Genomic DNA, 19009 nt, shown 5'->3' with positions numbered 1-19009 from the left:
TGCCTCGTGTGAGACACCCTTACGCTCGCCCCTGCGGGCGATCCACCTCCGCAAAGCGGATTGCTAATAGAGTAGAAAAATATTCAAGACTTGCAAGAAGAAATTTCACCGCGCGCCTAAAGGCGCTACGACAAACGGCTTCAATCGACTGCAAACCACCACAAACTATTCCGCATACATCTCTTCCAGCAGCTTCTGGTATTTCTCCGTCACCACTTTCCGTTTGATTTTGAGCGTCGGCGTCAGCTCGCCGCCGGCGATGGTGAAATCCTTCGGCACGATGCGCACACGCTTGACGCTCTCGAACGAGGCCAGTTGCTGGTTCTTCTCCTGCACCTCGGCCTCGATGAGCGCCAGCACCCTGGGATGTTCGACCAGCTCGTCGATGCTCTTGAACGTAATGCCCTGGCTGCGTGCCCACGGCTCGACGTATTCGGGGTTGAGTGTGACCAGCGCGGTGATGAATTTCTGGCGGTCGCCCACCGCCACCGCTTGGTTAATGTAGCGCGAGGTGCGCAGAATGCGCTCGATGCGCTGCGGCGCGACGTTTTTGCCGCCCGCGGTGATGATCAAATCCTTCTTGCGGTCGGTGATCTTGAGAAAGCCTTCCTCGTCGATCGCGCCGATGTCTCCGGTGTGCAGCCAGCCTTCCTGATCGATGGCCTCGGCCGTGGCTTCTGGATTCTTGTAGTAACCCGGCATCACGTTCGGGCCGCGATACAGCACTTCGCCGTCCTCCGCCAGCTTCATCTCGATGCCGGGACCCACCGGCCCCACCGTGCCGAATTTGTTGTGAGCGAAGCGATTGACGTTGGTGAAGGAAGTGTTCTCGGTCATGCCGATGCCTTCGAGAACGAGAATGCCGCAGGCGTGAAAGAATTCCGCAATGCTTTTGTTCAGCGGCGCCGCGCCCGACACCGCCCACTGCAGCCGGCCGCCGAACGCGGCTTGCACCTTGTGCAGCACCAGTCTGTTGGCCAGCCGGTGTTTACGCGCCAGTCCCGCGGGGATCGCCTGCCCCCGCTGTTGCAATTGGCTGACCTGGGTGCCGGCGCCCAACGCCCAATAGAACAGTTTGGCTTTGAGGCCGCCGGCGGCCTGCACATTGGCCAGCACTTTGGTGTAGATTTTCTCATAGATGCGCGGCACGCTCGCGATGAAGTGCGGCCGGACTTCCTGCAGATTCTCCGCGACCTTCTCGATGCTTTCCGCGAAGGCAACGGTTTTGGAGGTGTAAAGGCAAAAATAGATCACCAGCCGCGCAAACACATGCGCCAGCGGCAGGAACATCAGCGTGTCCATGTCGCCTTCCAGGTGCAGGCACTGGCTGGCCGAGTCCGCGGTAAAAATCAGATTGCGCTGGGTCAGCATGACGCCTTTGGGGACGCCGGTGGTGCCGGAGGTGTAGACCAGCGAAGCCAGATCATCCGGTTGAATACCGGCCGCGCGCTGTTCCAATTCCGCCTCGCTCACCGCCTGGCCGCGCTCGAGAAATTCCTCCCAACTCAACACGTGTTGCGCCGCATTGCCCGGCCCGTCGAACAGGATAACGTGCCGCAACCGCGGCAGCTCCGCCCGCACTGCCGAGATTTTGGCGAGCTGATCGGCGTTTTCCACGAAAATGATTTCCGCGTCACTGTGGTTGAAAATATAGGCGCAATCCGGCGCGAGGTTGGAGGGATAGATGCCGACGGTCACGCCGCCGCAGGCGACAATGCCAAAATCACACTGCACCCACTCCAGCCGGCTTTGGCTGAGGATATTCACCTTGTCGCCCGGCTTGACGCCAAGTGCCATCAAGCTGCGGGCGATCTGCCGGCAGCGCGCTTCATTTTCCCGCCAGCTCACCTGCTGCCAGCGGCCGTCGCGTTTGAAGCGGTATGCCGGTTTGCTGCCATTTTGGACGCTGAGGTGATGCAACATCTCATAAATCGTCGAGTATGGCATGTGACCCTCTCCTCCGATAGAGCGATGATCATGGCCTGCTACAGTGCTGGGTTGTGACCGGCGCGGCCGGCCGGCCGGCGGTGCGAGCGTTTGCAGCCGGTTCTCGTTTATGGCGAAATGCCACGCGGCGCGGGCTTGCTCGGCTTGCCGGCGATAGGCGGCAGACTCAAAGTATTTCACCAGGCGCCGAGAAAGCGGCAGGATTTGCAGATCCGATTCCCAATGGAATTTCTCACCGCCGGCAGTTTCGACGCAGCCGAGATCGATGGCCCAGGAAATTTCCGTCAACGTGCGACCGCGACAGTCGCGTGCCAGGGCGTGCAGCATGCCCTCGCGCGCGGGATCATAGAAATGAAAGTCGTGCTGATAGAAGATGGCGTTGTGATAATACTCGGGGAAATTGGTGACCGCTTCCAGCTCCAGGCGTTTGGCGAGCTGCACCAGCATTTTGAGCACGCGCCGGGCCTGGCCCAACCCGGGATGCCGCTGCCCCGGCAGGACCGGCCGCTCGGGCGTGAAGCCGGCATGCGGATTCTGCAGCAGCAGCCATTCGATGGCCAGCACCCGCGGCAGGTGGTCGCCCAAACCGTCGGCCAGCCGCCGGCGCGGTGCCAGCACGGTTTCGCGCACGCGGAATTCCGCCAGCAATTGCTCCGGCGTCACCTCGCGATGGTAGAGCTTCAGCGCTTGCAGAAAGGGATCGAGCGGCTCGATCTGCAGCAGCATCTGGCACAGGCCTTGAGCGCGCAATGCCGGCAGGAATCCGCTCTTCTCTAGGGCCGCCCTCACGTCTTCTTCGGTGTAGCGTCCCATCCACAGCGACGAGCCGGTCTTGGCATCGAGCTGGCTGAAGAGATCATCGGCGTCGATCAAACTCTGCTTGCGGGAATTCATGGTGTGCGGAGAATAAATAAAATCGGCGGCAATGTCAAGGCGGGTACACGGGGCACTGCCGCGGCCCTGCGGGCTGTTATTCCAGGCTTGACTTTGCGATCCTGGTTCTCTATTCTGCGGCCACCTTTTCCCATTGCACCGAAGCTGAATCACATCGAATTGCGCGGCAGGCTGCTGCGGGAGCACCGCTTCAACGTCTTTCAAACCACAGCGCCATCCACCCACGTGGGTTGGGCGAGCCTGGAAGGCGATCCGGAAACCGGCAATGTTTGTGCGCACGGTGTGGGCGGCATGCTAATCTGCAACAATCGTGACGGCAAGATGCTCTGGTCACGCTCGTTCACTGAAGAGTTCGGCCGCTTTTCGGCGCACGGCGGCCGTACCCAAACGCCGCTGGATCCCTACCGTTCCTCTCCCGCGATCACCCCCATCAATGGCAGGTGCCCGCTCGTGGCCGAGGGTGCAGACAGCGCGATGTACGCGGTCAGAGTGCGTGCCGGCGAATGCGCCGGGGCAATTCAGGCTTTCGAAAATCGCCATCGGTGCTTCGCATGTCGCCGCGGGCAATCTCTTCCATGCCTGCCACAGCGAGGAGAATCTCGACAACAGCGCGATGGCCCGGGTGGTGTGCCTCGACGGCGGCGCAACAGCGGCGCTACCAAAACGCATGGCGGTGGCGCGCCGGCAAACTGGAAGTCGAATATGCCTCGTCGGCGATTCATGATGACAAAGTCCGCCTCGCGGTGGGGCAGGTTTCCGAACATGGCGAAGGCCTCAGAGAAGCTTGTCGTCCGAAGCGCAGGACGGCAAGCTCGAGCCGGAGCGGGAACAAACCGCTCCCTCGGCCTGCTGGAGCAATTGGGCGCACTGCCTGCGATTTGAACGGATTCGCCGAGAAATCGTGTTTCTATATACAATCCCAGCAGTCCGACGTGTTCAAACTATCCGGCCCGAGCCGTGGAGGTCATCATGAGTCCGTTGCACAAAGAATCGACTGGCAATCTGGTTTTCGTTCCAGCGCTGATCACCCTCGCCCTCACACTGCTGCGATTGACCGGCGAGCTGCTGAACTGGTCGCCGGTTTTCTTCAACAAGAGCGCCGGCGGCGGCGGCGCTTTGATCGGCATCTCCTGGCTGGTGCCGTTCATGGGATTTTATTTTGCCTGGCGACTGCACCGGGCGGGCACGGTTCCCGCGGGCCTCGGCCGCCTCTTTGGCTTTGCGGTCTTGGGCCTGGCAGTCTATGCCGGCGTGTTCATGCTCGCGCTGGCAGTGGCAAAAGAAAACGTCTGGCTCCTCTCCACCCTCGGCGTGGTGGGTGCGGCGGCCGGCCTTTTCCTCTTGCGCCAAGCCTGGCCCGCGCTCTTCACTTCCCTGTTTGCGTACGGCCTCGCCGCGCGCGTTCCCGTGGTGATCATCATGTTTCTCGCCATCATGGGCAACTGGGGCACGCATTACGATGTGGCGCCGCCCAATTTTCCCGCCGGAATGGCAGCCTTCCCGAAATGGGTGGTCATCGGCCTGGTGCCGCAGCTCACTTTTTGGATGGTGTACACGGTGGCGATTGGACTGATCTTCGGCGGTCTCGCGGTGCTGGTGGCGAGACGCAGGCCGGCGCAGGCCTGAGCGCAGCCGGCGGTTTGATTCTGCCGGCGAACCGGCAAATCCGCGCCTGCCTGCCGCCGTCACGCCAGGCGCTCACGCGCGCGCAATTGTGCAGATGTAACAGCAGGCCTCGGCGTTGCGGGCATGCAGAAATTCCACCTCCGGATGTTCCGCAAAAATCCGGGCGATCAATTCATCCACGTCAGCCTCGCCGACCAGCGTCGTGAACACCATGCGCTGCTGAGCGCTGTATCCCAGCAGCGCCAGGGGAAAATTCACCTTGTCCGCTTTGATCGCCGCGGGGAAGCGGTGGAGGTCGCCGTAGGGTTCCACCGGCTCGGCATGAATGAACACCGGGCCGTTTTGATTGAAAGCATTCTGTTGCGTGAACGGCGAGTGGCTGAAGAGCAGGCGCCGATCCTTGCCCGGCACAAAAGGCTGCAGCGAGAGCCGGCAGGGGCCGTAGCCCGTGGCGATCTGTTCGATGACGGCATTGCCAAAATCATCCCAGCGCGATTGGCGGATTCGGGCAGCCAATTCGGCCGGAAGTGGAACGATGCGAAATTTGCTCATGGGAAATTCTCCTTTGCGGGTGCAGGTGGCAGCGTTTTGGTGAATTGTTCGCGCGAGGATACGGAATACCGCGCGGTTAGGTGACCCGTTTCTTGCTGTCTTGGTGCAATTTCCGGCCGGGACGAGGACGGCGCGGCGGCGGGCATGAAATGGAAAGAGCGGCGCGTGTGCAATGAGAATCACGGACCGCAGCGGATCACGAATCCAACGGCATCCTCGCGATGCTCAACAAATCGCTCACAGAGGAAGTGGCTGCGGTGCTGGCTCACTGATTTTCTTGCCTCGTTCGCGTATATTCCCGGAATCGTGCGGCATTTGGGCTACGGCTCGCTTTGCGGAAGAAATATCGAGCCGAATCCATGCGATCGTCATCTTGAAACGCGGCGCGGCTCTTTCTCGAAGGCGTTTTATTGGTGGCGGTTGTGAAGTAATCATCGATCAGAGTTGACTTCTCAAAGTGAGAATAAGATTGAAAATCGTCATGCACGGGTTCGCGCATGCCAGTCCAGTGATTTCGATCGATCGCATTTTCTTTTCCAGGCTGGCAACGATAACAACGCCAAGTGGCGTGCAGGTCTCTCCGACGATGGAGCACCGGACAAAGATATCTCTGAACATTCGTGGGGTGTCTTCTGTCTTGACAGAAACCAAGCAGTAAGCGAGATCAAAAACAGCGGCTCGACAGAGATACGAGATGAATTTCATCTGTCACCGACGCAGAAAAATGGAGTGTTTCATGTCCGGGCAACATCGTTCTGCAGAAAATTCCAATGCGGTCACATTCGTCTTCTGCACGTTGCTTTTGCTAGTTGTCGGGCAGGCGTCGGCGCAACAATGGCCTTTGCATTTCCCTGAGCCCTCGCCCGACGTCGTGCGCGTGTTAAAAGACATTCGTTTTGCCACGACAGATACGATCAGCCTGTTGATGGACGTGTATCGCCCCAATGTTGCTTCCGCCGGTTCTCCGGCGCTCATCTTTTACACATTGTATTGGCCTGCCGAAGGAGCATCCTTGCGCGAATCTGATTGGTATAAGAGCTGGGCTCGAATTGCGGCTGCCAACGGCATCGTTGCCATCGTCCCGGACCTCCGCGCCGAGCCCGGCACTGGCAATGCTACAACGCCGGTGCGAGCTTCGGGAGATGACTTTCAGCGCCTCGTCGCGCATTTGACTAAACATGCGTCAGAATACGGCGTGGATCCGGCCAGGATTGCGGTATATGCCGCGTCAGGCGCTGCCTGGGCTGCGCTGCCGGCGGTTGAGGATACCATGCAATCCGCCATTAAAGCCGCAGTTATCTACTACGGCAGCGCCGATATCCAAAGCTTCCGCCGCGATCTTCCGTTGTTATGGATTCGTGCCGGGCTGGACTCCGAACGTACGAACTCAGCCATTGCAAGAGCCTCGTCTCTTGCCTTGTCGCAGAACGCACCGGTGACGCTGCTCAACCACCCGACTGGACGTCATGCCTTTGAGGGCCGGGACAACAATGCTGCAACGCGCGCGATCATCGAGCAGACGCTGGCGTTTGTGAAGTACGCGACAATGCCTGATTTCCAAGCGGCGATTCGGCAAAGGTCCTGATGTGGATAATGGTCAAAATTACCATCTGAGCGACTTGCGGTGAGTCTCCTCCATGATGCCCAGAGCATGTGTAAAATCGAAGTGTGCGCAAAGGCGTATGCTTGAAATTGGATTTCGATCCGTGCAAAGAAACTCACGGCTACGATGATTTGAAACGGCTTGGCCATTGCGAAGACGAATGGCTGCGCGGCGGGCCAGTACGGCGCTGGGTTCCCAAGGGCCTCGCTGGCAAACCTGTTTATGTTTCCGAAACCGGCGGCTCGACCGGCGTATCCAAAGCGCGCATCAGCATCACCGATTTCGAAACCGACTACGAGCTGTTCAGCGAGACGCTTTCTGCGGAGAGTTCCCCGTCGGGCAGCGACTGGCTCATGTTCAGACCAGCCGAGCTGCGGCGTTTGTGCCGGGCGCTCGAACATCTCGCGCAGCATTGCGGTGGGATTGCCTGCTTTGTCGATCGCAACAGCACTGTCTGCCGCGTCGGCGATGGTGCCACCGGTCGTGTGATGCCGACGAGGTTGACGAAAGAATTCTTCCTGCCGCGCTTGCTCGCGCGCGACCGGGCGAATGCGCCGCTGCGATCGAGTTGTAGCCGTGGGAGGGGTGAGCAATTTGCGCCTGTTCTCACGCTTGCAGGAATCTGTGGTGGTGGGAGTGGACAGGGAGGGAGGATTGCGGCAGCGCTGGCGAAATTTGTCTCATTCTACTCGAAGCGCACTTCCAGTGAGATCGCCGGCGTCAGACCCAGCCGCTCGACCGCAACCGGCTGCAGCACGCCCTCGCTGACTTGGAAATGGCGATACCAAGTCTTGCGCTGATCGAACAGATTGAACACTGCCGCTCCCAGCGTGACGTCGGCAAAACCCATCCGCCAGTCACGTGCCACGCTGAGATCGAAACGTTGCGTCGCCGGCAAACGGCCTTGATTGCGCTCGCGCGGCGCGCTCAGGAGGTTGTACTCGGCACCGTCAACCGTGACGGTCTGCACGGTTGGAATCGTGTAAGGCTGTCCCGATGAAATCTGCCAGGCCACGGCGAAGCGCCAATTCTGGTGTTGATAGTTGGCCGCCATTTTCAGCTTGTGCGGCACGTCGGTGCCGGCAACATAAGCCGGCGCGGTGCGGCTGGCGGCCAGGCGCGTGTGATTGTAGCCGTAACTGATCCACCCATTCAAAACTCTCCCCTCTCGCTGCAGCAACACTTCGACGCCTTCCGCAGTGCCCCGGCGCTGCGCCAGTGACGAGACAATCACCGGCGTTTCTCCGGTGCGATCGACCGAGTTGCTTTGCTCCAGCCAACCGCGCAGGGATTTGCGGTAGATCTCCACATCGACGAGATAGTTTTCGTTGTGCCATTGCACGCCGAGCACGCCGTGATCGGACTTGCCGGGCTTGATGACGGTGTTGTCCGCAATCAGCCAACTGAGCGGGCCTTGCAGGTTGGGGAAGGCGCTGCCGAGATTCACGGCATACTGATGCTGCCGGCCCCATGCCGCTTTGAGCAGCCAGGCCTCGACCGGCCGCACCCGCACCGCCAGGCGCGGGGACCAAAACGTCTTCTCGGCGAGATCGAAATAAGTGGCGCGCAGTCCGGCGCTGAGGTCGAGCGCTGCAGCCGGCTGCCACGTTTCCTGCGCGTAGAGTGAGGTCTGCTCGCCGGTGGCGCCGTGCGCCAGCAACCCGGCAAATTGCGGATGGGATTCCGTGAAGGTGGTGGTCGTGGTGGTCGTCTGGCCGCCGAATTCCAGCACGTGCTGGCCGCTGATTTTCCATTCGTTGTCGAGCGCCATCACTTTTTCTTCGAATTCGTTGTCGATCTGCGGATGAGACGACCGCAGCACGCTGGCTGCGCTGCCGGCATTACTTTGCTCGACGAAATACCGCGAGCGCGAAACTTGCAGGCTCGAATTGAAGCGATTGCTCCACCAACGGTGCCAGCGGCCGCTCAAGCCGCGGTTGCCCCAGCGCGATTCCTGCAAGAGCGGATTTTCTGCCCGCCGGTTTTGTTCCTCCCAGGCATCTTCACTCACGAACGCGGTTACATGAATCACGTCAGCGGGGCTGGGCGCCCAGGTTAATTTGCTCAAGCCGTCATAGAAGGTGAGGTGCGGATCGGGCGCCGCGGCGGCGGCCGGGGTTGCGGCTGCGACCTGAATGAAATCGTCCAGGAAGGGCGGTGCCTGATACATCCGTTCATACAGCGCGCGCGGCACGTCGGTGAAAGTGGAACGACGGCCGGCGAGCAACAGCGCGCCGCGGCCCGCCAGCGGCAATTCAACTGCGCTGTGCGCCGCCATGCGATTCAGGCCCGCGCGCAGGCTGGGGCGATTGAAATCCCCGGATTTGCCGGTCAACTCCACCACGCCGGAAAGCCGGCCGTCGAGCCGCGCCGGAAAACCGCCCTTGTAGACGCGGGCGTCTTTGATGACATCGGGATTGATCGCGCTCAACAAGCCGAAGGCATGATCCACGTGCTGCAAGATCATGCCATCGAGCAGGATGAGATTTTCCGCGGGTGTGCCGCCGCGAATGTTGAGTGCGGCCGAGCCGTTGGTGTCTTGATTCACGCCCGGCATGTGTTGCAGCGCGCGCAGCACGTCCTTGCCGCCGAAAGCAGGCAAATGCGCCAGGCTTGCGGGCGCCGCGACGATTTCGCTCAGGCGCGGACCGGCGGCCATGATCTCCCAGTTGTGCGCCTGCACGGTCACCGGCTGCAGCGCCAGGATGCTCTGCTGCAGCGCGAACTGCAGCCGCGGCGAAAGATTGGTGGCGTCGATAGGGGTGCGCGCGGAGTAATAGCCCATGTAGTCGACTTGCAGCGTACACGCTTGCGCCGGCAAGCCCAGCAGCGTGAACTGGCCGAACTCATCCGCGGTCGCGCCCAGGCGCGAGCCGACCAGCCGGATGCTGGCGTACGGCAGCGTCTCGCCGGTGCGGCTATCGACGACCAGGCCGGAGATATCCAGAGCGCGGCGCTCGCCCTTGCGATAGAGCACGACTTGCTTGTCGCTCACGCGTTTGAAGGCAATGGCAGAGTCCTTCAGCAAAAAGAGCAGCACTTCTTCAGCGCTGAGATCGATCAGCTCGCCGCTGACGGTGAGATCTTCCAGCGTGGCGTCGGCATAGAGAATGTTGAGGCCGTACAACTGCGCCACTTTTTCGATGGCAGTGCGCAGCGGGGTGTTTTGCATGCGTAGCGTGATGCCGGGTTTTTTGTCGCCGGCTGCGGTGCGCGGCGCGAGGCCGGCCAGCATGCCGGCCAACAGCAAAAGGAGCAGCGCGTGTTTGCCGCGCAATGATTCAATCAACTGCATGGCAAGCGTTCAGTCCCGCCGCAAAATGAGATACGTGTCGCCCTCGCGCGCCACGTTCAAATTGAGCGCGAGGCAAAAGGCCTGCAAAGTCGAATCAGTGGAACGATCCTCGAACGCGCCGGACATGGTCAAGTTGCCGAGCGCTTCATCCACCAGACGAATATGCACCGCGTGGCGCCGCTCGATTTCCGCCACCGCCTCGGCCAGCGGCGTTTTGTGGAAAACGAAACGATTGTGCAGCCAGCCGATGAGATAATCGGCATTCACCACCTCGGCCGGCGCGGGCGCGTGGTGGGCGCGTACGCTGCTTTTCTCATTGGCATGCAGCAGCACGCGACCACGGTCCACGGCGGTCGCCGCACTCAGTTGCACCAAGCCTTCCGTGACAATGACTTCCGTTTTCTCCCCGCGTGCGTACACGTCAAAGCTCGTTCCCAGGACGCGGATTTCCGCATGCGGCGTCTTCACCACGAACGGCCGCGTTCCCGGCACGACTTCGAAAAAGGCCTCGCCCTGCAACGCCACCAGCCGCACGGAGTCCGCGAACTCTCGCGCAAATCGAATCTCACTGCCGGCGTTGAGGCGAACCAGCGAATGATCGGGCAGCTCGAGAGTTTCTGTTTGTGCGTAGCCCGTGGCATGCGTTTGCCAGGTCGCGGGCGATTGCAGCGTCGTGTAAACGAAAAACAAGGCCGCTGCAGCGGCAGCGAGCAGGCCGGCGCGGAAATAGTTGTCACTGAACCAGGATTTCCTGGTCACAGGATGATCCGCGTGCAGCAAGGCCGGTGGCTGCGCCGCCGGTTGAAGTTGCAGGCTGTGCTCGAGGCGCGACCATACCAACTCGCGGTCCGGGATGTCGTCCGGCTCGCGCGGTTGATAAGCGCGCCATATCTTCTCCAACTTGGCGAAGACCGCGCGATTTTCGGGCGCGGCCGCCAGCCACTGCTGCAGGGCCTGCTCGTCTTCACGCGAAATCTCGCCGCTCAAGTGGAGAGAGATCAGTTTGTTGTAGTCAATTATGCTCATTGGTCAACATGGTCTCGAACGGATTTCGGTTCTTTTCTGTTATTCGATACTACGAATGAGCCGAAAAAAACTCTACCCACGTTTTCACTATTTTTACGCCGAGCACCAGGGTGAGCAGGTGGGCGAGATTTTGCCGCAGTGTTTTGAGCGCCAGGGACATGCGTTTTTCCACGGCCTTGACCGAAATCTCCAGCAGCGCGGCAATCTCCGCATATTTCAAGCCTTCGAAGCGGCTGAGCGTGAACACCTGGCGCTGGCCTTCCGGGAGCTGCTGCAGGGCGCGCTCGAATTCGCCCTGCAACTCCCGGTCTTCCGGATGGGCGGAGGTGTCGGCTATAGCCTCCGCCTCTGCTTCGGGAACCGTGCTTTGCCGCACGGTTTTGCGGCGCAGATGGTCGATGGCCAGATTGTTGGCGATGCGATAGAGCAGCGGCCGCAGCGGTTTGTCCGCCGCCAGCGTCCGCCGTTTGTGCCATATTCGAGTGAATAATTCTTGAATCAAATCCAGGGCGGTTTCCCGGTCGCGCGTTTTGCGCCAGAGAAAACGATAAAGCGGCTCATAATAGGAATCGTAGAGCGCGCGGAAGGCGCGGGCATCATCGGCGTGGAGAGCGGTGATGAGTTGTCGATCGGGACTGTCGCTCATGGTCTGCATGTTCGTCCGAATTCCTGTCTCGCCCCAGTCTAGGAAACTCCTTCTCACTTGCAAGCAAATTCCATGTGTGGCGCGCGCCGGGCGGCCTGTTCACCCCTCCGCGTCACGATGGCAGGCTGCGTCATTGGCCTGATTCCTGAAGAAATTGCGGCGTGCGGCAGGGTAATGCCAGGCATGGGCGTAGTGTGTTGCAGCAGGGCGAGCAACTCCTCGGTTCCATTTCCGCTCGCTCCGTCCGTGTTTTATTCCAATCCATTCATTCCTAAGTCTTATAGGAGAGAACATGAAGAAGTGGAGCAAGTCTGGGTTGTTGGCGATCTTCTCCCTCGTGACCATGACGAGCGCAGCGCTGAGCCAGACCGCGCGGCTGCAGGTGATTCACAACGCCGCTGATCCCGCCGCTGCCAGCGTTGACGTGTATCTCAATGGCCACATTTTGCTGGACAATTTCGCGTTCCGTACCGCCACGCCGTACATCGATGCGCCGGCGGGAACGCCGATTCAGATCGCGGTGGCGCCGGGCAACAGTACCTCGGCGGCGCAGGCGCTCAAGAACTTCACCGTGACGCTGAACGCCGGTGAAACTTACGTCGCGATTGCCAATGGTGTGCTGGATGCCTCTGGCTTCGCTGCCAATCCCGACGGCGGCAACACCAATTTCACCTTGTTCCTGCGCAATGGCATGCGCGAAAGCGCGCAGGATCCGGCCAAGGTCGAGTTCCGCGCGGTGCACGGTGCCACTGATGCGCCCACGGTGGACGTGATTGCCCGCGGCGTGGCCACGTTGGTCGACAATGCCAAGTACGGCGATGTGACCGGCTATCTCGGCGTGCCGCCCGCGGCTTATACGCTCGACGTCACGCCCGGCAGCGATAACAGCACGGTCGTGGCTTCCTTCAATGCCGACTTGAGCGGCTTGGCGGGCGGCGCGGCAGTGGTGTTCGCCTCCGGCTTCTTGAATCCCGCTGCCAACCAGAACGGTGCCGCCTTCGGTTTGTATGCCGCGTTGCCGAACGGCGCAGTGGTCGCGTTTCCGCAAATCGGCACCGCACGGTTGCAGGTGATTCACAATGCCGCTGATCCCGCGGCGGCGAAGGTCGATGTCTATGTGAACGGCAGTCTGCTGCTGAACGACTTTGCATTTCGCACGGCCACGCCGTTCGTGGATGTCCCGGCGGGCGTGCCGCTCAGCATCGCCGTTGCACCGGGAACCAGCACCTCCGTGTCGCAGGCGCTCGCCACTTTCAATGTGACGCTGGAGAACGGCAAGACCTATGTGGCGATTGCCAACGGCGTACTGAATCCCGGCCAGTTCTCTCCCAATCCCGACAGTTTGAGCATCGGTTTCACGCTTTTCACCAAAGCCGAAGCGCGTGAGCAGGCAACTGCCGCCGGCAACGTCGATTTCTTCGCGGTGCACGGCGCCACCGATGCGCCAACCGTGGACGTGATCGCGCGCGGTGTCGCCACCTTGGTTGATAATGCGAAGTATGGTGATTTGACCGGTTATCTTTCGGTGCCACCCGGCAAGTACACTTTGGATGTGACGCCCGGCTTCGACAATTCGAATGTTGTTGCTTCCTTCAGCGCTGATCTCAGCGGTTTGGCGGGCGGCTCGGCCGTGGTGTTGGCCTCGGGCTTCCTCAATCCCGCCGTGAATCAGAACGGCAAAGCCTTCACCTTGATCGCGGCGCTCGCCAACGGCACGGTCGTCGAGTTTCCCCGGGTCGGCAATGCCCGGCTGCAGGTGATTCACAATGCTGCTGATCCGGCCGCTGCCAGTGTGGATGTCTATGTGAATGGCGGCCTGCTGTTGAATGATTTTGCTTTCCGCACTGCCACGCCCTTCGTCGAGGTGCCGGCGAACGTGCCGCTCAGCATCGCAGTCGCGCCCGGCACCAGCAGTTCCGTCGCGGAGGCGCTGGCCACCTTCAACGTGACGTTGGAAATCGGCAAGTCCTACATCGCCATCGCCAACGGTGTGCTTGCGCCCGCGCAATTCGCCGCCAATCCCGACGGCGTGAACATCGGCTTCACCCTGTTTACCAAGGCTGAGGCGCGCGAGCAGGCCACCGCCGCCGGCAATGTCGATTTCTTCGCGGTGCACGGCGCCACCGACGCGCCCACCGTCGATGTGATCGCGCGCGGTGTTGCCACGCTGGTGGACAATGCCAAGTATGGCGACGTCACCGGGTATCTCTCGGTTCCGCCCGCTTCCTACACGCTCGACCTCACGCCCGGCAACGACAACGCAACCATCGTTGCCTCTTTTGTCGCTGATCTCAGCGGCTTGGCGGGCGGCTCGGCGGCTGTGCTCGCCTCCGGCTTCCTCAATCCCGCCGCCAACCAGAACGGCAAGGGCTTCGGATTGATCGCCGTGCTGGCCAATGGCACGGTAATCGAATTACCGGTCCTGAGCGACAAGGCGCGTTTGCAGGTGATTCACAATGCGGCTGATCCCGCGGCCGAGAAAGTCGATGTCTATGTGAACGGCAGCTTGCTGTTGAATGATTTTGCCTTCCGCACCGCCACGCCCTTCGTCGAGGTGCCGGCGGACGTGCCGCTCAGCATTGCGGTCGCGCCCGGCACCAGCGCCTCCGTCGCCGAAGCGTTGGCGACTTTCGAAGTGACACTCGCAGCGGGCAAATCCTACATCGCGGTTGCCAACGGCGTGCTGGATCCGACCAAGTTCGCGGCCAATCCCGACGGCGTGAGCATCGGCTTCACCCTCTTCACCCAAGCCGCTGCGCGTGAAAAGTCGAACAACCCCAATCAGGTGGATTTCTTTGCACTGCACGGCGCCACGGATGCGCCCACGGTTGATGTCATCGCACGCGGTGTGGCCACGCTGGTGGACAACGCCAAGTATGGCGACCTGACCGGCTACCTCTCCGTGCCGGCCGGCAAGTACACGCTCGATATCACCCCGGGCGGGGACAACAGCACCCTCGTCGCGGCTTTCCAGGCGGATTTGAGCGGCCTCGCCGGCTCCTCGCTGGCCGTGCTGGCTTCCGGCTTCCTGAATCCCGCCGCCAATCAGAACGGCAAAGCTTTCGGGCTGATCGCCGTGCTGGCCAACGGCACCGTGGTGGAGCTGCCGCAGTTGACCACGGCGCGGCTGCAAGTGATTCACAACTCCGCCGACGCTGCGGCTGCGCGCGTTGACGTGTATCTCAATGGCGGTCTCTTGCTCGATAACTTCAGCTTCCGCCGCGCCACGCCCTTCATCGATGCGCCGGCAGGCGTGCCGCTCAGCATCGCGGTGGCACCCAGCACCAGCACCTCGGTAAATGAAGCGCTCAAGACCTTCACCGTGACGTTGCAGCCGGGCGAGACCTACGTTGCGATCGCCAGCGGCGTGCTGGATCCAACGAAGTTCGCGGCCAATCCCGAAGGCCGGGATACCGGCTTCACCCTGTTCCTCTACGACGGCATTCGTAAGACCGGCTCTGCGCCCGGCAATATCGATCTCGTCGTGGTGCATGGCTCCACCGACGCGCCCAGAGTCGACGTCGTGGCGGTGGGTGTGGGCAAACTCGTGGATGACCTGGTATACGGCGACATTTCCGGCTATCTTTCCGTGCCGGCAGCCGACTACTTCCTCGATCTGACCGATCCGGATAACGGCACGCCGTTGGTGCGGTTCATCGCCAATCTCGCGCGCTATGGCGGCCAGTCGGCGGTGGTGTATGCTTCCGGCTTCCTGGATCGTCAGGCCAATCGCAGCGGCGCCGGCTTGTTGTTGATGGCGGCGTTGCCGAGCGGCCAGATGCTGGCCTTCCCGGATCCGCCGATCACCGATGTCAATGATGACGTGCCGCAAGTGATCCAGTCGTATGCGCTGTCGCAGAATTATCCGAATCCCTTCAACCCCTCGACCACGATCTCCTTTGATCTGGTGTCGCCGGAGATCGTGACGCTCAAGGTGTTCGATGCCCAGGGCCGCGAAGTCGCGCTGGTCGCCTCCGGCGCCTTCAATGCCGGCCGGCACTCTTTCACCTTCGACGCGCAAGGCTTGCCTTCCGGAACGTACTTCTACCGGATTCAAGCCGGTGACTTCAAGGCCGTCCGCAAGATGGTCTTGATGAAATAAGGCCAAATGGCCGCGCCGGGAAGAAATAGCTTCCAGGAGGGTTTGACATATCAAGCGGCTGGGCGCATGCTCAGCCGCTTTTTTTTATTCTCTGGACGCCACAGCGCTGCCGCATTTTGGCAGCGGTGACACGGTGGCGTTGGTCAGCATGAATTCTGCCCTGCCGCGCGGCAGTGCCACGCCATCGCCGCTGGTCATGGCTGTTTTCTGTCACGCTATCCAGCCGCTCGTTGACACGGCATTTTCACGTTTGATCTCGCGCTTTTTTCTCGCTATATTCCCGCCGCATCGAGTTCCTTCGCTCACCTCCTCACGAACCAGTTCTGGTCAGGCGGTGTCATCATGTCTGAAATCAAACTCAAGAAAATCTCCGACTATCTCTGGGAGATTCCGCAACAAGGCAAGATGCTGGTGCCGGCGCGCGTCTATGCCGCGGAGAAAATGCTCAAGCACATTCTCGCCGACAATGCGCCGCAGCAGGCCATGAACGTGGCGCATTTGCCGGGCATCGTCGGTTATTCGCTCGCCATGCCGGATATGCACTGGGGCTACGGCTTTCCCATCGGCGGCGTGGCGGCGTTCGATGTCGACTCCGGCGTGATCTCGCCCGGCGGAGTTGGATATGATATCAATTGCCTTGCGGGCGACGCGCGGGTGTTGTCGGCGCTGGGTTACACGCGCACCATCGCCGAAATGGAAGATGGTTGGCAGCGTTCGAGTTTGCGTTGTCAGAATTTCGCAGACGGCCGCGATGCTGAGACTGAAATCGTGGGTTATCTCAAGCGCAGTCCGCACACGACGGTGTATCGTCTCACCAGCGAGGCGGGCGGGGAAATCATCGCCACGGCCGATCACCCGTTTTGGACGCCGGATGGCATGATCGAATTGCGCCGTTTGCAAGTGGGTGACCGCATCGCGCGCTATCCGTTCGAGGGCGTGCCCTACGAAACGCCTGATGACAAAATTCTTGTTTCGGAAGCAAACATTACCGCCGTACTCGCAATCCATGACAAAGGCGCCAGCGGCAATGCGCTGGCCCAAATTCTGAAACAGCTCAAGACATGCGAGCTTTTGCCGCTGCGGCTTGCTGCGCCACAACTGCCGCATTTGCTCAAATTGCTCGGCTATGTTTTTGGCGATGGTACGATTTATTTCTCCGGCGGCAAAGGCAAGGGCACGACCTGGTTTTACGGTGAGCCCGAGGATTTGGAAACGATGCGCGCCGAAGTCGCGGTGCTGGGCTTCACACCGTCTCGCGTCTATGCGCGCGAGCGCCGCCATCGCATGACGACGGCTTATGACGAGTATGAATTCGAACGGCGTGAATATGCCTTCAAAGTCGTGAGCAGCAGTTTTGCCGCCTTGCTGGCAGCGCTGGGCGCGCCGGTGGGGAACAAAGCCTCGCAAGATTATCAACTGCCGGCCTGGCTCTTTGCAGCGCGGCGCTGGCAGCAAAGGCTTTTCCTGGCGGCCTTCTTCGGCGCCGAACTTTCCTTGCCGCGCGCCTTCGCAGAGCGCAATCACAATTTCATGACGCCAATGTTGTCGATGAACAAGCGTGAAAACAACCTTGCCAGCGGCCGCGCTTTTCTCGAAGATCTGAGCCGGTTGTTGCAAGGCTTTGGTGTCGTGACCAACACCATCAGCTCGCGCCAGGAACAGAAGAATGCCGATGGCAGCGTTTCACATCGTCTGCGGCTGGTTTTTTCTTCGCAAACCGAAAGCCTGCTTTATTTGTGGGGCAGCATCGGTTTTGAATTCAACCGCAAGCGCCGTGTGCTGGCAAATGTGGCAGTTGCCTATCTCAAAAACAAAGCGGGCATCGTGGGCATGCGTGAAGCGGCCGCTGAAACCGCCACGGCAATGCGGCATGCCGGCGCTGCGCCACAGGAAATCTACGAAATTCTCACCGGCGATCACGTCAATCGCCGTTTTCTCGAACGATCGTTGTATGAAGGCCGGGTCACGCCGGCGCGCATTGGAGATTCGTTTGTAACGTTCGACGAATTCCGCAACGAGGCGACGCGCGGCCTCGGCGAAAGCGGTATGGTGTGGAGCCGGATCATCCGGCTCGAAGCAATTCCGTTCCACGAAGAAGTTTATGATTTCACGGTTGCGCACCGGGATCATAATTTCATCGCCAACGGCTTTGTCGTTTCGAATTGCGGCGTCCGCCTGATGGCTTCGGAACTGACCCTAGATGAAGTCAAGCCGAAGATGCAAGAGCTGGTCAAAGCCCTGTTTCATCACGTGCCGACCGGCGTCGGTTCGGAAGGCAAAGTCAAGCTCGCGCAGAATGAGTTGGAACAGATTATGACCAAGGGCGCGCAGTGGGCCATCAAGAACGGCTACAGCGAACCCGATGATCTCGAGTTCATCGAAGAAAACGGCTTGATGCCGGGCGCGCTGCCCGACAAGATTTCCAAGCGCGCGAGTGAGCGCGGCCGGCCGCAGCTCGGCACGCTGGGCAGCGGCAATCACTTTCTCGAAGTCGGCTATGTCGCGCAGATTTTCAACGCCAAGGCGGCGGCGGCGCTGGGTTTGTTTCAAAATCAGATCACGGTGATCATTCATTGCGGCTCGCGCGGCTTCGGCCATCAGGTGTGTGATGATTATCTCGGCGTGATGAACAGCGCCGTGCACAAGTACGGCATCACCCTGCCCGACCGCCAGTTGTGTTGCGCGCCGATCACTTCGCCGGAGGGACAAGACTATCTCGGCGCGATGCGCTGCGCCATCAATTTCGCGTTTGCCAATCGCCAGATGATCGCGCATTGGACGCGCGAGGCGTTTGCGAAGGCGATCAACAAAGCACCCAAGTACATCGGCCTGCGCACGGTTTATGAAGTCGCGCACAACATCGCCAAATTCGAAGATCACCTCTTTGCCGGCATGCCGGTGAAAGTCTGTGTGCATCGCAAAGGCGCAACGCGGGCGTTCGCGCCGGGACATGCGCACATTCCGGAGGCTTACCGCGAAGTCGGCCAGCCGGTCTTGATTCCCGGCGACATGGGCCGCTATTCGTACGTTCTCGTCGGCGCGGAGGGCGCAATGGAACAAACCTTCGGCTCGACTTGCCACGGCGCAGGCCGCGCCATGAGCCGCCACAAGGCTAAGAAAACCGCGCACGGCCGCAACATCGCAAAAGAATTGGCGGAGCAGGGCATTCACGTGATGGGCGCGAGCCGCGGCACGATCGACGAAGAAATTCCCGAAGCCTACAAAGACGTGACGGACGTGGTGGATACCTGCCACTACGCCGGCATCTCGAAAAAGGTGGCGCAGTTGCGGCCGTTGGGGTGTATCAAGGGATAATAC

The 19009-nt window shown here is 60.5% G+C and carries 10 protein-coding genes and 1 pseudogene; 6 read left to right on the top strand and 5 right to left on the bottom strand.

Annotation, left to right across the window (positions count from 1 at the left end):
* Positions 1 to 165: 165 nt before the first annotated feature.
* Positions 166 to 2841 carry a long-chain fatty acid--CoA ligase gene (locus L6R21_19470; GenBank protein MCK6561380.1) on the bottom strand — a complete coding sequence of 892 codons (2676 nt, stop codon included), beginning with the start codon at positions 2839 to 2841 and terminating at the stop codon, positions 166 to 168.
* A 493-nt stretch (positions 2842 to 3334) separates the two neighbouring features.
* Between L6R21_19470 and L6R21_19465 the strand changes: the two genes are divergently transcribed.
* Together L6R21_19465 and L6R21_19460 are read left to right on the top strand one after the other, a co-directional pair.
* The gene (locus L6R21_19465; GenBank protein ID MCK6561379.1) at positions 3335 to 3565 is read left to right on the top strand and encodes a hypothetical protein; all 231 of its coding nucleotides are present in this window, start codon (positions 3335 to 3337) and stop codon (positions 3563 to 3565) included.
* A gap of 245 nt (positions 3566 to 3810) precedes the next feature.
* On the top strand, positions 3811 to 4467 hold the full coding sequence (locus L6R21_19460) for a hypothetical protein (GenBank protein MCK6561378.1): 657 nt from the start codon (positions 3811 to 3813) through the stop codon (positions 4465 to 4467).
* A 72-nt stretch (positions 4468 to 4539) separates the two neighbouring features.
* Here the strand turns inward: L6R21_19460 and L6R21_19455 are convergent, their stop codons facing one another.
* On the bottom strand, positions 4540 to 5019 hold the full coding sequence (locus L6R21_19455; GenBank protein ID MCK6561377.1) for a DUF1203 domain-containing protein: 480 nt from the start codon (positions 5017 to 5019) through the stop codon (positions 4540 to 4542).
* 736 nt (positions 5020 to 5755) lie between these two features.
* Here L6R21_19455 and L6R21_19450 point away from each other — a divergent pair.
* Both L6R21_19450 and L6R21_19445 read left to right on the top strand, forming a co-directional pair.
* Entirely contained in the window at positions 5756 to 6604 is an 849-nt protein-coding gene (locus L6R21_19450) for a hypothetical protein (GenBank protein MCK6561376.1), read from the top strand.
* 104 nt (positions 6605 to 6708) lie between these two features.
* Positions 6709 to 7047 (top strand): annotated as a pseudogene (locus tag L6R21_19445) (hypothetical protein).
* A gap of 260 nt (positions 7048 to 7307) precedes the next feature.
* On the opposite strand, the gene L6R21_19440 reads toward L6R21_19445, so the two are convergent.
* From L6R21_19440 to L6R21_19430, 3 genes are read right to left on the bottom strand one after another with little or no spacing between them, the layout of a single operon-like run.
* The gene (locus L6R21_19440) at positions 7308 to 9917 is read right to left on the bottom strand and encodes a TonB-dependent receptor (GenBank protein MCK6561375.1); all 2610 of its coding nucleotides are present in this window, start codon (positions 9915 to 9917) and stop codon (positions 7308 to 7310) included.
* A gap of 9 nt (positions 9918 to 9926) precedes the next feature.
* On the bottom strand, positions 9927 to 10943 hold the full coding sequence (locus L6R21_19435; GenBank protein MCK6561374.1) for a FecR domain-containing protein: 1017 nt from the start codon (positions 10941 to 10943) through the stop codon (positions 9927 to 9929).
* A gap of 49 nt (positions 10944 to 10992) precedes the next feature.
* Positions 10993 to 11598: an RNA polymerase sigma-70 factor gene (locus L6R21_19430; GenBank protein MCK6561373.1), complete on the bottom strand. Its 606-nt coding sequence runs from the start codon at positions 11596 to 11598 to the stop codon at positions 10993 to 10995.
* A 283-nt stretch (positions 11599 to 11881) separates the two neighbouring features.
* Here L6R21_19430 and L6R21_19425 point away from each other — a divergent pair, with 283 nt between their 5' ends.
* Together L6R21_19425 and L6R21_19420 are read left to right on the top strand one after the other, a co-directional pair.
* Positions 11882 to 15691, top strand: a complete 3810-nt coding sequence (locus L6R21_19425; GenBank protein MCK6561372.1) for a DUF4397 domain-containing protein — start codon at positions 11882 to 11884, stop codon at positions 15689 to 15691.
* 351 nt (positions 15692 to 16042) lie between these two features.
* Positions 16043 to 19006, top strand: coding sequence for an intein-containing RctB family protein (locus L6R21_19420; protein MCK6561371.1), 2964 nt, complete (start codon positions 16043 to 16045; stop codon positions 19004 to 19006).
* Positions 19007 to 19009 lie beyond the last annotated feature (3 nt).

The organism is bacterium, assembly GCA_023150945.1.
Lineage (GTDB): Bacteria > Zhuqueibacterota > Zhuqueibacteria > Zhuqueibacterales > Zhuqueibacteraceae > Coneutiohabitans.
This window is presented reverse-complemented; position numbering and strand designations above follow the sequence as displayed.

Coding starts and splice junctions, on each gene's coding strand:
- L6R21_19470 (MCK6561380.1), bottom strand. CDS start 2,841: ATGAATTCCCGCAAGCAGAGTTTGATCGACGCCGATGATCTCTTCAGC.
- L6R21_19460 (MCK6561378.1), top strand. CDS start 3,811: ATGAGTCCGTTGCACAAAGAATCGACTGGCAATCTGGTTTTCGTTCCA.
- L6R21_19455 (MCK6561377.1), bottom strand. CDS start 5,019: ATGAGCAAATTTCGCATCGTTCCACTTCCGGCCGAATTGGCTGCCCGA.
- L6R21_19450 (MCK6561376.1), top strand. CDS start 5,756: ATGTCCGGGCAACATCGTTCTGCAGAAAATTCCAATGCGGTCACATTC.
- L6R21_19440 (MCK6561375.1), bottom strand. CDS start 9,917: ATGCAGTTGATTGAATCATTGCGCGGCAAACACGCGCTGCTCCTTTTG.
- L6R21_19435 (MCK6561374.1), bottom strand. CDS start 10,943: ATGAGCATAATTGACTACAACAAACTGATCTCTCTCCACTTGAGCGGC.
- L6R21_19430 (MCK6561373.1), bottom strand. CDS start 11,598: ATGCAGACCATGAGCGACAGTCCCGATCGACAACTCATCACCGCTCTC.
- L6R21_19425 (MCK6561372.1), top strand. CDS start 11,882: ATGAAGAAGTGGAGCAAGTCTGGGTTGTTGGCGATCTTCTCCCTCGTG.